General features: G+C 62.9%; 12 protein-coding genes. 4 read left to right on the top strand and 8 right to left on the bottom strand.

Annotated features, from left to right (window positions below; genetic code table 11):
- The coding region (locus tag P3T23_RS43440) for a hypothetical protein (protein ID WP_429322219.1) at positions 1-207 on the top strand (207 nt) is incomplete at its 5' end.
- A gap of 106 nt (positions 208-313) precedes the next feature.
- Positions 314-1501 (top strand): TauD/TfdA family dioxygenase, encoded by a 1188-nt coding sequence (locus P3T23_RS43435; protein WP_429322218.1) that lies wholly within the window; start codon positions 314-316, stop codon positions 1499-1501.
- A gap of 239 nt (positions 1502-1740) precedes the next feature.
- On the opposite strand, the gene P3T23_RS43430 is transcribed toward P3T23_RS43435, so the two are convergent.
- Entirely contained in the window at positions 1741-2541 is an 801-nt protein-coding gene (locus P3T23_RS43430) for a family 1 encapsulin nanocompartment shell protein (protein ID WP_429322217.1), read from the bottom strand.
- Entirely contained in the window at positions 2534-3553 is a 1020-nt protein-coding gene (locus P3T23_RS43425) for a Dyp-type peroxidase (RefSeq protein ID WP_429322216.1), read from the bottom strand. Before P3T23_RS43425 ends, P3T23_RS43430 begins: the two co-directional genes overlap by 8 nt.
- Between P3T23_RS43425 and P3T23_RS43420 the strand changes: the two genes are divergently transcribed.
- Both P3T23_RS43420 and P3T23_RS43415 read left to right on the top strand, forming a co-directional pair.
- Positions 3462-3857, top strand: coding sequence for a hypothetical protein (locus P3T23_RS43420; RefSeq protein ID WP_429322221.1), 396 nt, complete (start codon positions 3462-3464; stop codon positions 3855-3857). The genes P3T23_RS43425 and P3T23_RS43420 overlap by 92 nt on opposite strands.
- A gap of 201 nt (positions 3858-4058) precedes the next feature.
- Positions 4059-5291, top strand: a complete 1233-nt coding sequence (locus tag P3T23_RS43415) for an ABC transporter substrate-binding protein (protein ID WP_429322220.1) — start codon at positions 4059-4061, stop codon at positions 5289-5291.
- 115 nt (positions 5292-5406) lie between these two features.
- Here P3T23_RS43415 and P3T23_RS43410 read toward each other — a convergent pair whose 3' ends face one another.
- From P3T23_RS43410 to P3T23_RS43385, 6 genes are all read right to left on the bottom strand, one after another.
- On the bottom strand, positions 5407-6849 hold the full coding sequence (locus tag P3T23_RS43410; protein ID WP_429322215.1) for an aldehyde dehydrogenase family protein: 1443 nt from the start codon (positions 6847-6849) through the stop codon (positions 5407-5409).
- A gap of 112 nt (positions 6850-6961) precedes the next feature.
- Positions 6962-8146 carry a fumarylacetoacetate hydrolase family protein gene (locus tag P3T23_RS43405; RefSeq protein WP_429322214.1) on the bottom strand — a complete coding sequence of 395 codons (1185 nt, stop codon included), beginning with the start codon at positions 8144-8146 and terminating at the stop codon, positions 6962-6964.
- 72 nt (positions 8147-8218) lie between these two features.
- On the bottom strand, positions 8219-10003 hold the full coding sequence (locus P3T23_RS43400) for an IlvD/Edd family dehydratase (RefSeq protein ID WP_429322213.1): 1785 nt from the start codon (positions 10001-10003) through the stop codon (positions 8219-8221).
- A 329-nt stretch (positions 10004-10332) separates the two neighbouring features.
- Positions 10333-11220, bottom strand: a complete 888-nt coding sequence (locus P3T23_RS43395) for an SMP-30/gluconolactonase/LRE family protein (protein ID WP_429322212.1) — start codon at positions 11218-11220, stop codon at positions 10333-10335.
- Entirely contained in the window at positions 11217-11984 is a 768-nt protein-coding gene (locus P3T23_RS43390) for an SDR family NAD(P)-dependent oxidoreductase (protein ID WP_429322211.1), read from the bottom strand. Before P3T23_RS43390 ends, P3T23_RS43395 begins: the two co-directional genes overlap by 4 nt.
- 84 nt (positions 11985-12068) lie before the next feature.
- Complete coding sequence (locus P3T23_RS43385) at positions 12069-14474, bottom strand: glycoside hydrolase family 3 N-terminal domain-containing protein (protein ID WP_429322210.1); 2406 nt, start codon at positions 14472-14474, stop codon at positions 12069-12071.
- Between the last annotated feature and the right edge of the window lie 31 nt (positions 14475-14505).

The following is a 14505-nucleotide window of genomic DNA, read 5'->3' as shown; positions in this document are numbered from 1 at the left end:
CGGCTGTTAATTTTTAAAGATCGATCCGCTTGGCAAGCAGCTGCCTTGCAGCTGCTTTTTTCGCGCCCCTCATCAGAAGGGAGGCGAATTATGCGGACCGGCTCAGACATCGTCAAGCACATTCTGGAATTTATTTTTGACCGCGGCCTCTGTCTCGTCATCCACCAGGGACAGGCATTCAATACGCAGCTCCTGCGTCGCACCTGAGCAAGTATGCGTCGCTGGCGGTCGCCTTCATCGAAATGGCCTGCGATATTTTTTCGCCATGTCGGCATCGAGCAGTTCAACCAGCAGGTCAACTCCAGGGCGAGCGATGAATACGACCGAAAAGCGAATCAGCGACTGGCGCATCTTCCATTCGGACCAGCACATCGAGACACTGCGCACGAAACCCGACAAGATCGACCTCACCTGGTCAGACGGCCGGGTCAGTCCGTTCCACTTCGAGTGGTTGCGCGACAATTGTCCATGCAACGTCTGTGTGCATGAGATGACCCGCGAACAGGTATTCGAGATCGTCGATGTAGAGGTGCAAGGGACGCCAGCGAATGCGGCTGTCGATGAATACGGCGAACTGTGCGTCGAATGGCAGGACGGACATATCAGCCGCTTCGAGCCGGGTTGGTTACGCGCTCACGCCTACGACGCTGAATCTCGCGTCGAACGCGCCGCACAGACGCATATCGCGAAGACCTGGGGCATCGACTATCAGCGTGCGCTCGAAACCTTTCACTACGCAGCACTAATGGAAGACGATGCGGCGCTGCTCGTCTGGCTCAGGGCGCTAGGCACCCGTGGAGTGACACTCGTCACCGGCGTACCCGTCGAGCGTGGCACCGTGCGCACGCTCGCCGAACGCATTTCGTTCGTGCGCGAGAGCAACTTCGGTGTGGTCTTTAACGTCGAGTCCAGGCCAGATGCAAACAGCAACGCATACACGTCGCTCAACTTGCCCCCGCACACGGACCTTCCAACTCGCGAGTTACAGCCGGGGCTACAGTTTCTGCACTGCCTCGTCAACGACGCGCAAGGCGGCGACAGCATCTTTGTGGACGGGCTCGCGATCGCCCACGCACTGCGCGAACGTTGGCCGGACGAGTTTCACACCCTGACCACGTTGCCGCTCGAATTCCGGAACAAGGACAAGGCGACCGACTACCGCTGGACGGCGCCGCTGATTCAACTCGGCGTCAACGGCGAAGTGATCGAACTACGTGTGGCAAATTTCCTGCGCGGTCCGTTCGATGCGCCGGTGGACGAAATGCCCGCACTGTACCGCGCCTATCGACGGTTCGTCGCACTCACGCGAGATCCGTCGTTTCGCATCGTGAAGCGGCTGCGCGCAGGGGACATGTGGGTATTTGACAACCGCCGTGTACTGCATTCCCGCACGGAGTTCGATCCGTCGTCGGGCAAGCGTCATCTGCAAGGTTGTTATGTCGACCGTGACGAACTGATGTCGCGTATCCGCGTGCTCGAACGGACAATCGGTCAGGCTTGATCGGGCATTGCTCCAAGGGGGCACCATTCAGTGCCCCAGTCCGGCGCGCCCCTGGAAGCGACTGCGACACACGCTCCATTACGCATCTGTCGCGATGAGATTTGTTGGGGGACCGTGCCTGCCCAGCACGAATTTACCGGAGCAATGGTTCGCCCCTGGCGTGCCGGTCGCACGCGAGGCGACCGGCACAAGACAACACGCATGAAAGCGCACACGAACTTTCTGCCCCAACAGAACCGTTACTCCGGCAGCACCGCGACGGATGCCTCACTGGTCAACAGCAGGAATGTCAGCGATTCCTGCAGGTACAGACGGACCGTGTTTTCTGTGTGGCTAAGATAGCCGATCGACAGGTCCTGACCGATATGCAGATCGAAGTCGCCGCCGCGGGTCGATAGCACACTGCCGCCGTCGATGGCCGGGGCCCAGATGATCTCTCCATTCACCAGCCGTCTGATGTGTTCGAGCACAGGGTAACCCTGATCGCTCGCTTCGCTCACGGCGGTATAGGCATCGGCACCGAGCAACACCGAGTACGGGCCGTCGACGCCGGCAAGACGCAGCTGTTCGAGCGCCTTGGCGATCACGGCCGGATAGTCGCTTAGCTCGGCCGGCAACGCGAGAACGGGGTTCGACGTGCCTTCGCGGATGCCGACGATATTCGCCGCCTTGTAGCCGTCGAAAATGGCGCGGTCCTCGGCATAGGCCAGTTGCATGGCGGCATCTTTCGCCGGCTGCCAGTCGGAGTCGTTCGCCCCGCGCTCGACATCGTCGATGGCCTCACGCTGCAACTCGAAGGGCACGCGCAGTTCGACCAGCGCCTTCACCTCGCGCTGTCGTGCGCTTACGCCTTCCTGCGGGGCTGCGATGATTGACTGGTGACCTGTGCCGACCGCTGACAGGTCGGCGCCACCCGGTCCCTTTAGATCGACGACGCGGCGTCCGGCCACCGAGCGCTTGAAAGTCCGCGCGACCTCTTCCTCGATCTGCGACCAGGCGACGGCGGAGATGGGGGCGAGTTCTCGATGCAGGTTATTCATTTTTGAGTGCTCCTTTCAGAGAGCCGATGTTCAGCGACCCATCGCTGACCGGCTTGGCGGAAGGTAAGGCTTCGGACTGTCCTGCGGTGCTCGCAGCGGCGGCCGGGCTGCGATCGGCGAGCGCTTCAAGCAGTGGGGCCGAGGGCACAAAGAACAGGCCACCCGTCACGGCGCGGCTGAAATCGAGCAGCCGGTCGTAGTTGCCGGGCGGCCGGCCGACGAACATGTTTTCCAGCATCTGTTCGATCGGCGCCGGCGAACGGGCATAGCCGATGAAATACGTCCCGAACTCGCCCGAGCCCGGCCGCCCGAATGGCATGTTGTCGCGAAGGATTTTGACTTCCTCGCCATTCTCCGTGAGCGTGGTGAGCGAACTGTGAGACGAGGTTGGCTTGATCGCGTCGTCGAGTTCGATGTCGGAGAGTTTTGTGCGGCCGATGACGCGTTCCTGCGTTTCGACCGGCAGCGCGTTCCAGCTGGCCATGTCGTGCAGGTATTTCTGCACGAGGACATAGCTGCCGCCGGCGAATTCGCCATCTTCGTCGCCGATCGTGGTGAAGGCGATTGCCTCGTTACCCTCCGGATTCTCCGTTCCGTCGACGAAACCGATGATGCTACGCTGATCGAAATAGCGAAAGCCGTGCACTTCGTCCACGGTCGTCACCGCGGCGCCGAGCCGGTCCATCAATTGGGTCGCCAGTTCAAAGCAAACGTCCATCTGGTCGGCGCGAATGTGCAGCAGGATATCGCCCGGTGTCGACACAGCAACGCGCTCGCCCGAGCCGAATTCGCGAAACGGATGCAGACCGGCTGGGCGTGGCTCGCCGAAGAGGGTGTCCCACGCGGCGGAGCCGAAACCGCACACGCACGACAAGCCAGCGGAAGGGACCCGCTTGCCCACCGCTCGCACGAGCGCGGCAATGTCCGCGCACCATGCGCGCACGACGGCGTGGCTGTCGGCGTCAGGCGAGACGGTCAGGACGATGAAGATCGCGCTTCTCGTAACCGGCACGGATACGGCTTGGGGTTCGGCAGCGCCGGCAGCAGATATCGGGGTATCGGGCATCGCTCGGGGACCTGGCAGTGAGGACTGGGCTCCAGCATATATAACCCAAAGCGGCAGGGAACGCCAGGCGCAGCCGCGATGGAATCCGCCCTTTTCGCGTGGCATTCCGCCCGGCATTCCGGCATGGACGGGCGAACGGACCGCAGGCGGGCTCAGCCTGGCGCGTTGCGTCGCCGTCGGCTGGCCTGCCGGGCTCGCGGAAGACGAAGCGCTCTCGTTGCCACGCGCCTTGCCGGGCGTGGGTGTGTAGCGCTAACATGCGTTCGACAGTCACCATGCCGCGAGAAATCGAGCGGGCGGGCGAAACCCGGGTTGGCCTTGCGGATTGCCCCGCAACGGCCCCTCGGGCGATCGACACTGTGTCGCGACACCGAATCATGACGTCTGGAGACAAACGATGAAAAACGGACGAACGGCGCGCCTCGCGCAACACGGCCTGAGAGCTGCAAGAATGAGCCTCGCGATCGGTGCCGCATTGCTTGCGGCCAGCGCGGCGAACGCTGCGCAGGTAGAGGTGCTGCATTACTGGACATCCGGCGGCGAAGCGAAGTCCGCGCAAGTGCTGAAACAGATGCTGGAGCAGAAAGGCCACACGTGGGTCGATTTTGCCGTCGCTGGGGGCGCCGGGGCCAATGCGATGACAGCGCTCAAGACGCGCGTGATTTCGGGCAATCCGCCTGCGGCGGCGCAGATCAAGGGGCCGGCGATTCAGGAATGGGGCGACGAAGGAGTCCTGCTGTCGATCGACGATGTGGCGAAACGCGAGAACTGGGACAAACTGCTGCCGCCGGAGATCGCGAGCATCATGAAATATAAGGGCGAATATGTCGGGGCGCCCGTCAACGTGCATCGCGTGAACTGGCTGTGGATCAACGCCGACGCGCTGAAGAAGGTCAACGCGCAACCGCCCTCGACGTGGGACGACTTCTTCAAGGTCGCGGACGCGTTGCAGAAAGCGGGCATCACGCCAGTCGCAATTGGTGGCCAGTCGTGGCAGCAAGCCGAGATGTTCGAAACAGTGGCGCTCGGGGTGGGAGGCGCGGAGTTCTACAGGAAGGCGTTCGTGCAACTGGATCAGGCGACGCTCAAAGGGCCCACGATGGTCAAGGCGCTCGAGACCTTCAGGAAGATCAAACCGTATACCGACAAGGGTCAGACGGGCCGCGACTGGAATATGGCGACAGGCATGGTCATCAGCGGCAAGGCCGGGATGCAGTTCATGGGGGACTGGGCGAAGGGCGAGTTCAGTGTTGCCAACAAGGTGCCAGGCAAGGACTATCTGTGTGTGCCCGGGCCCGGCTCGCGGAACGCATACACGTTCAACGTCGACAGTTTCGTGTTCTTCAAGGTGAAAACCCCGGGCGTCGAGAAAGGGCAGAAAGATCTCGCGAGCCTGCTGCTGAGCCCGCAATTCCAGGAAGTTTTCAACCTCAACAAAGGCTCGATTCCGGTCCGGCAGGGGATGGATCTTTCAAAGTTCGATGCGTGCGCACAGAAGTCCGAGGCCGATTTCAAAAGCGCTGGAGCCAAGGGAACGCTGGTGCCTTCGTGGGCGCATGACATGATCGACAAACCTTCCGTGGAAGGTGCGTTCTATGACGTGATCGGCAAATTCTGGAATGACGACAGCGAAACCGCGCAGGAGGCCGCGAACAAGCTGGCAGTCGCGGCTAAAACCGACTGACGCAAACGGCAGAACGTCTTGTGCGCCAGGGGAGACCAGCGCTCAGGCGTTCTGCCATGATTTCCACAAGCGCCCTTGAAAGGGTCCTGTCGCGGCAAGAACTACAACAAACAGATCAGACCGCGCCCGGACTCACATACGCCGTCTTCACCACAGTGTAAAACTCACGCGCATAACTGCCCTGCTCGCGCGGACCGTAACTCGAGCCCTTGCGGCCGCCAAACGGCACGTGATAGTCCACGCCAGCGGTTGCTGCGTTCACCATCACCATGCCGGCCTGCACATGACGACGGAAGTGGCTCGAGTACTTCAGCGACGTTGTGCAGATGCCCGCGGAAAGCCCGAATTCCGTGTCGTTGGCGACCGAGAGCGCCTCGTTATAGTCCTTGACCTTGATGACCGAGGCTACCGGACCGAAAACTTCTTCCCGGTTGATGCGCATGGCGGGCGTCGTGTCGGTGACCAGCGCCGGCGACAGAAAGTAGCCGCGCGTACCGCGCTCGATCCGCTCGCCGCCGAAGACCGTGCCGCCCTCCTCCCGAGCGATGGCGATATACCGCTCGTCCTGCTGAAGCTGCTTGTCGTCGACGACCGGGCCGATGTGTGTGCCCGCATCAAGCGCATCGCCCACCTTCAGGGCCCGCATGCGCACTTTCATGGCGTCGATGAACCGGTCGTAAATGCCTTCGGTAACAATGAGGCGGCTTGAGGCCGTGCAGCGCTGGCCCGTCGAGTAAAACGCGCCGTTGATGCACGCTTCGACTGCGACGTCGAGGTCGGCGTCGTCGAGCACCACCATCGGGTTCTTGCCTCCCATCTCCAGCTGGAACTTCTTGCCCGAGGCGAAACACTTCGCGCCAATGGCACGACCGGTCGAAACAGAACCGGTGAAGCTCACGGCGTCGACATCCGGCGAAGATACCAGCGCTTCGCCGACCACGGCCCCCCGCCCCATGACGAGGTTGATCACGCCCGCCGGCGCCCCAGCCTCCGCGATTATCCTGACGAGTTCCCACGTGCTGGCCGGAACGAGGTCGGCCGGTTTGATCACAACGGTATTGCCGTAAGCAAGCGCCGGTGCGATCTTCCAGGCGGGGATGGCGATGGGGAAATTCCATGGCGTAATGAGACCGATCACGCCGAGCGGCTCTCTGGTCACTTCCACTGTCATGCCCGGGCGGACGGACGGCACGGTTTCGCCACCGATGCGTAGCGCTTCGCCCGCAAAGAACTTGAAGATCTGCCCGGCGCGGCCCACTTCGCCGATCGCCTCGGGCAACGTCTTGCCTTCTTCGCGCGCCAGCAGCCGGCCAAGTTCGGCCTTGCGCGCGAGGATGCTGCTGCCCACCTGATCGAGCAGGTCAAAGCGCTGCTGGGGTGTCGACATAGACCATTGCGCAAACGCCCTGCGCGCAGCGCTGATGGCACGCTGCGTCTGGTCGGCGTCGGCCTGGGCGAACTCGCCGATGATGTCGTCGAGGTTCGACGGATTGACGTTGCGGGAAGCGCTCGCGCCTTCTACCCACTGGCCATCGATGTAATTGGCAAACTGGCTCATGCTGTCGTTCTCAAGTCGATATGAATTGAAGCCCCTGCCGGGAACACCAGGTAGACCGGTGACGGCGGGGCGACCGGAAAAGCGGCCCGGTTACGGGTGGCGCAACAACCGCTCAGCCCGCATCGAGCAGGCCGCGGGCGGCCAGGTTCTGGTACAGCGCGCGCACACCGAACGTCCACGGTTCGATTTCCGTGCTCAGCCGGACGGTGTTGGTCAGCGCGCCCAGTTGCGGCGTCGATATGGTCACCACGTCACCCAGGTGATGCGTGAACCCTGCGCCGCTTGCGTCACGGTCCTTGATGGGCGAGAACATGGTGCCAAGGAACAGCATGAAGCCGTCCGGGTACTGGTGGTGCCTGCCCCAGGTCTGGGCCACGAGGCTTGCCGGGTCACGGCTGATTTCGCTCATGTGGCTCACGCCTTCAAGCACGAAGCCGTCGTCGGCACCGTCGACACGCAACGACACGCTGGCACTGCGCACGGAGTCGAGCGTAAATGCGCCGTCGAAGAGGCGCACAAACGGCCCGATGGCGCACGAGCCATTGTTGTCCTTGCACTTGCCAAGCAGGAGCGCCGAGCGGCCTTCGATGTCGCGCAGGTTCACGTCGTTGCCAAGGGTGGCGCCGACCACTTCGCCGCGGCTATTCACCGCGAGCACGATTTCAGGTTCCGGGTTGTTCCAGGTCGATGCGGCGAGAAGCCCCACACCGGCGCCAAAACCTACCGCCGACATCGGCTGCGACTTTGAAAATACCTCTGCGTCCGGGCCAATACCCACTTCCATGTACTGCGACCACGCACCACGGCGCTCGAGTTCTGCCTTCAGCTTCATTGCCGCGTCCGAGCCCGGCGCGATTTTCGAAAGATCCGTGCCGATGACCGAGGCAATCGTCTCGCGAACCTCCTTGGCCTTTAAGGGGTCGCCGCCAGCCTGCTCTTCGATGACGCGCTCGATGAGACTCACAGCAAACGTCACGCCGCATGCCTTGATGGCCTGAACGTCGCACGGCGCAAGCAGCCGCACTGCGGGCGTCGCGCCGGGTACGTTGGCGGCAATGAGATCGCTCACTGCACCGAGTGATTCACCCGGCGCGGTGCGCGCGATATCCAGCAGGTCAGCGCGCTCGAAGAGGTCGGCGGTGGTCGGCACGGCGGCGGTGATATCGAACACTTCGCCGCTGCGCACGACGACCACGGACGGCCCTTCATGCCGCCCGGCTTTGCGCCACACCCGGCCCACCAGCAGCGCGTCGTCGATATCGTCTGGAAGGAAACCGGGTTGAGAAGAAGTGGACATAGGAAAGGATGGTTTCTGAATAGTTGGAAGACCCGGAAAGCCGGGCCTCAAACCCGGCTTCACGCCTTGAGTTTAGTGCGAGTGCCGCGGATCGCCTCGCTCGGCAATCACCTTGAGATGGAGCGTCGCGGGTTCCAGGCACCCGCCCGTCGAGAGCTGCCCGACGGTCTGGCGATACAGCTCCTGCCACGGCGTCTGTGCGGGCGGGATGTCGAACGTCGCGGTTTCACGGCGCCGCGCGAGTTCCGCCGCATCGACGAGCACGTTGACGCTGCGCGTATTCAGATCCACGCGAATCCGGTCGTTCGTGCGCAGCAGGCCAAGACCGCCGCCCACCGCCGCCTCGGGAGACATGTTGAGAATCGAAGGGCTCGCGGAAGTGCCGCTTTGCCGGCCGTCGCCGAGCGTTGGAAGAGACGTGATGCCCTGGCGCACCATCTCGGCCGGCGGCGCCATGTTGACCACCTCTGCACTGCCCGGATAGCCGACCGTTCCCGCACCCCGGATCACGAGAATGCAGTGCTGGTCGATTTCCAGCGACGGGTCGTTGATGCGCGCGTGATAATCCTCCGGACCATCGAAGACGATCGCGCGGGCTTCGAACGTATTTTCCTCGCCGGGTTCGCTCAGGTAGGTCTGCCGGAACGCATCGCCGACCACGGACATCTTCATGATCGCACTGTCAAAGAAGTTGCCCGACAGCACGATGAACCCTGCGCCATGTTTGAGCGGCTCATCCGTCGTCCTGATGACGTCGCGATCCGCCGCCGGCGCATCCGCTGCGATGTCGCCGATGGTACGGCCCGAGACGGTCAGACACTCACGGTGCACGAGTCCTCCCTGTGCCAGCTCGCGCAGTACGGCGGGCACGCCGCCCGCGCGGTGAAAGCTCTCACCCAGATATTCGCCCGCAGGCATGCAGTTCACGATCAGCGGCACCTGCTCGCCCACGCGCTGCCAGTCGTCGAGACTCAGCTCGACGCCCATGTGGCGTGCAATCGCAATCAGGTGCGGCGGACAGTTACTCGAAGCGCCCAGCGCCGAGGCAACCACGATGGCGTTTTCGAACGCCGCCTTCGTCATGATGTGCGATGGGCGTACGTCTTCGCGCACAAGGTCGACGATGCGCTTGCCAGTGGCGTAAGCCATCTGGCCGCGTTCGCGATACGCTGCGGGAATGCTTGCGCAGCCAGGCAGCGACATGCCAAGCGCTTCCGCCAGGCTGTTCATCGAGAGCGCCGTGCCCATCGTGTTGCAGTGACCGATCGAGGGCGACGATGCGGTCGTGAGCTGCATGAAACCCTCGTAGTCGATTTCCCCTGTGGCGAGCAGATTGCGGGCATGCCAGATGACGGTCCCCGAACCCACGCGCTTGCCCTCGTGCCAGCCGTCGAGCATCGGGCCGCCCGAGAGCACGATGGCGGGCATGTCCACGGTCGCCGCCGCCATCAGGCAGGCGGGCGTGGTCTTGTCACAGCCGGTGGTCAGCACAACGCCATCGAGCGGAAAGCCGTGCAGGATTTCGACCAGACCGAGATACGCAAGATTGCGGTCGAGTGCGGCGGTCGGCCTGCGGCTCTGTTCGGCGAGCGGGTGAACCGGGAATTCCATCGGGATGCCGCCTGCGTCGCGGATGCCTGCCTTGGTACGTGCGGCAAGTTCGATGTGGTGCCGGTTGCAGGGCGCGAGGTCACTGCCCGTTTGCGCGATGCCGATGATGGGGCGGCCCGACTGAAGTTCTTCGCGCGTCAGGCCATAGTTCATGAAGCGCTCGACGTAGAGCGCCGTCATATCCGCGTGCGAGGGATCGTCGAACCATTTCTGGCTTCTCAGCCTGCGTGGTATGGATGCTGACATCTTGCTTGTCTCTCTCTCATGGAGATAGTTGAATCGCTTGCGTACTTCGCTGCACTCGCCGTTTGACGGCCGGGCCTGCTGTCTTCGTTGTTCCGCGAAGTGCATGGACACCACTGCAACGTATTGCGCCAACCGATGCACTATCTTCGATTACGTTACCGGAAACATCCTGAATGTTACGCGCGGCTATCTGTGCAAACAACCAAGGGCACGGTTTTCATGTCCGTTCGCGCATTCCGGAAAACCCCGGGCCGCTCGGGTCGCATATCTGGTTTGCAGCGTGCCGACTCGCGTTACGCTCGCGCAGCGATCCTGTTCCGCGCCCCCGATCATTGCGAAAAGCCCCTTGTGCATCGCGCCTGGGGTTGGCCGCGCGTCGGAGAACGAAACGAAAACAGTCCGCCTGCAAGCGGCTGCTGCTGGCGCTCTTCTGACGACAGTCCCTTCCAGGCCGTCGAAACATAGACAGTCCGCAGATCGTCCCCACCAAACGCGAGCTTCGTGACATTGGCGCAGGGAAACGGCACCTGCTCCACACGCTTGCCATCGGGCGAGTACCGTTCGATACGCCATCCGCCGAAAAGAGCAATCCACACGAATCCGTCGGCATCGACCGCCATTCCGTCCGGGTATCCGTCGCCGGAAATCGCGGCAAACGTGCGTTTGCGCGACAACGTCCCGTCTTCGCTCACGTCGAAGGCATACACCACGCGCCGCATGGTGTCGCCGTGATAGAGCGTGCGTCCGTCCGGGCTCAATGCCGGGCCGTTGGTGATCACATATCCGTCGTCATGGGCCACCACTTGCCCTTCGTCGCTCACGCGATACAGGGTGCCGTTCGGCTGCTCTTCGCCGTCATCCATTGAACCGAACCACAGGTGCCCGCTGGCATCCACGAAGCCGTCATTGAGCCGGTTGCCTGGCAGGTGTGCTTCGACTTCCTTGAGCTTGCTGAATTGCCCGCTCCGGGCATCGAAGCGATGCAGGCCGTCCGGCAGGCCGCAAATAAGCGCATGGTGGTCTGCAAGCGGCACGACAAAACCGGGCTGGGCGGGCGCCTTCCACGTCTGCGTTTGCCCCGTGGCGACCGACAGACGATGGATATTGCAGCCCTTGATATCGACGAAGTAGACCGCGTTCTCCTCGGCCTGCCACAGCGGACCTTCGCCCAGTTCGGCATTGTCCGGCCATACGCAGACAGGGACGCTGGTGCTCATTCGCCGTACCACCCGGCATCGACGAAATAGTCACGCCCGGAACAGCGGGCCGCATCATCGGACGCAAGAAACAATGCCATCCGGGCGACGTGCTCGGGCTCGATCCGTTGACGCAGACATTGGCTCGCGACAACCTTCGCTTCGCTCTCAGGCGACTGCCACAACTGCATCTGACGGGGGGTTCGAACCGCGCCCGGGATAATGCAGTTCACACGTATGCCGGCGTCTCCGAGATCGCGCGCCAGGCCACGCGTCAGCCCCTCGATACCGGACTTCGCACTCATGTAGATAGCCAGGTTCGGCATTGCCAGGTGCCAGGAAATCGAGCCAAGATTCAGGATCACGCCGCGCCCGATCTTGCGCATGCCCGCCGCTGCGGTCTGGGCGCAAAAGAAATGGTGCCGCAGGTTCACGGCGATGCGTTCGTCCCAGTAGGACGACGTGACGGCGTCGAGTTCGTGCCGGTCGTCATTGCCGGCATTGTTGACGAGAACCTCGATCGGCCCGGCGATATCGACGATCCCGGCGAAGGTGCTCTGTATTGCGTCCACACTGCGCAGGTCGCAGCGACGGAACAATGGCGGGTGGGTGGCGTCGCGCAGCGATTCCTGCAATGCCAGTGAATCTTCCTCGGCGACGTCAAGGAAAAAAACCCGCGCACCCTGCCGTGCGAATGCCTCGACCATCGCGGCGCCAATGCCGCTGCCGCCGCCGGTGATAACGACTGTCTTGCCTGAGAGGCTGGGATAGATTGCGTACGACATCTGATTTTCCACTTGTTACGAGTATGACAACAAACACATCGCGCCCAGCCGCCCCCTGGCTGGCGCGCTCCCCCGATTTGCCGCTTACTGCAGTATTTCGACCTCGCTCACCATGCGCCAGTCGCGTTCGAGGGTTCTCACAGCGTCACCGGCAACAGTCACCGTGTCAGTCAGGTAAACGTCGCGGCTCGAGCTTCCGACCATCAGATCGAACTCGCCCGGTTCGACGATGCGCTCGCCTCGCCCATCGGTGAAATTGAGCATGTCCACGGGAATCCTTACGCGAACCTTCGCAGAAGCGTCTGCCGCCAGTGGCACGCGTGCGAAGGCCTTCAATTCACGCACCGGTCGCGACGATGAGGCGAGCCTGTCGCGCACATAGATCTGCACGATTTCGCTGCCTTCGCGCGGGCCGACGTTTTCGACCGTGAAGCTCAATTCGATGGTCCCGTCCTCGAGCGGCACTTCACGTCGGGCCAGCGTGAGCCCGGCGTAACGGAACTGCGTGTAACTGAGCCCAAAACCGAACGGATAGCGGCAACCAAAATGGTAGGCAATCGGCGTGCCGGCGCTCTTCAGCCGGTGGTTGTATGTATAGGGCACGGCCCCGGCGCTCTTCGGCACTGACAGCGGCAAGCGGCCCGTGAAATTGGCGCGGCCCACCAGCAGATCCGCGAGTGCCTCGGCGCCCCGCTCGCCCGGCGCGAACGCCATGACCTGCGCGGCGATCCGGTCCTCCAGACCACCCAGGTTATAGGGACGGCCACCCGTCATCACGACGACCGTCGGCGTGCCGCTGTCGACCACCGCAGCCAGCAAAGCCTGTTGCACGCCGGGGAGATCCAGGCTGTCGGTGTCCGAGCCCTCGCCCACCGTGCCAGACTGGAACAGCCCCGCCAGATCGCCGACGAAGACGACCGCAACGCCCGCCTGTCGCGCGGCTTCGACCGCCGCCGCGATGCGGCCTGTGTCCTGGCTGATCAACTCGTCACGGCCCGCGTCGGCCATGACGTCCAGCGCCACGTCGCCGGGGAACACGGGTGCGCCGGCACGGCGCACTGCAATGATGTCGCAGCCGCGGGCATAGATGACCCGTTCATCGCCAAGCAGCGTGCGCAGTGCCTGCAGCGGCGTCCCGATCGATGCGCCCGACTGCTCGCCCGCGTTGATCAGGTGCACCGGAAAACTGTAGCCGGCCAAGAGCGCCAGCGGATCGTCGGCGGTCGGCCCGATGACCGCGACCTTCGCCGACCCTTTGGCATCCAGCGGCAACGCGCCGCCTTCGTTGCGCAGGAGCACGGCCGATTCGAGCGCCACCTGATAAGCCGTGTCGCCGGCCGATTCGCTTTTCACGTCCACACGGTCCGCATCGACGTACGGATTTTCGAACAGGCCGAGGCGGAACTTCGTGCGCAACACCCTCGATACGGCAGCGTCGATCGTCTCTTCGCTGATCTCGCCGCGCGCCAGCGCTTCTTTCAGGTGCAGTGCGCATTCGTGTCCGGGCAACTCGACGTCGAGTCCCGCATTGAACGCGAGCGCTGCGGCAGCCGCGCTGTCGCGCGCGACCGCATGGTGACTGTAGAGCAGATCGACGGCGGCATAGTCCGCGACGACCAACCCGTCGAAGCCCCACTTTTCGCGCAAGGTGGTCGTGAGCAACGTGCGGTCCGCATGGCACGGCACGCCGTCGATATCGTGATAGGCGGGCATGATGGACCCCGCGTCCGCAAGCTTGACCGCCATCTCGAACGGCAGCATGAAGATGTCGTTGAGTTCCCGCGGGCCGACGTGAACGGGCGCGTGATTGCGGCCGCCTTCGCTAGCCGAATGCCCGACGAAATGCTTGAGCGTCGCAAGCAGGTCTCGCCGTTCTCCCTGCAGCCCCTTGACGTAGTGACAAGCGAGTACCCCGACCAGATAGGGATCTTCGCCAAGCGTCTCTTCGGTGCGTCCCCAGCGTGGATCGCGCGATACGTCCAGCACCGGCGCGAGCCCTTGATGGCAGCCAATCGAGCGCGCCTGCTCGCCGATGATCTGCCCCACCCGTTCGACGAGCACCGGATTCCAGGTCGCCGCATAGTTCAGCGGCGACGGGAACAGCGTGGCGTCCTTGATCATCAGGCCGACCAGACATTCTTCGTGAGACATGACTGGAATACCCAGGCGTGTGTTCTCCACCATCTGCCGCTGCAGCGCGTTGAGCGCACGCACGCCCTCCCTCGGATCGACTGTATGCGTCCCGAGCGGACGCGTAATCTGACCGAGCCCGTGTTGAAGCAGGGTTTCGACCGCGATACCGGCTTCGCCATGTGCAAAGTCCACGGTACGCGCTTCGTGATTGCCGTCGGACGACAGCTTCAGCCACGCGGCGTGAAGCTGGGCAATCTTCTCGTCCAGCGTCATGCGCGCCAGCAAATCGGAAACGCGCTCGTCCACAGCCGCCGCGGGGTTGCGGTAGAGCGGAATCTCACTTTGGCGAAGCAACATCTGGAACTCCTTTAAATTATTCTGGTGTGCA

It is taken from the genome of Paraburkholderia sp. GAS448, from assembly GCF_050435685.1.
Classification (GTDB): Bacteria; Pseudomonadota; Gammaproteobacteria; order Burkholderiales; family Burkholderiaceae; genus Paraburkholderia.
The sequence above is the reverse complement of the archived record's forward strand: the minus strand, read 5'-3'. Positions and strand labels throughout refer to the sequence as shown.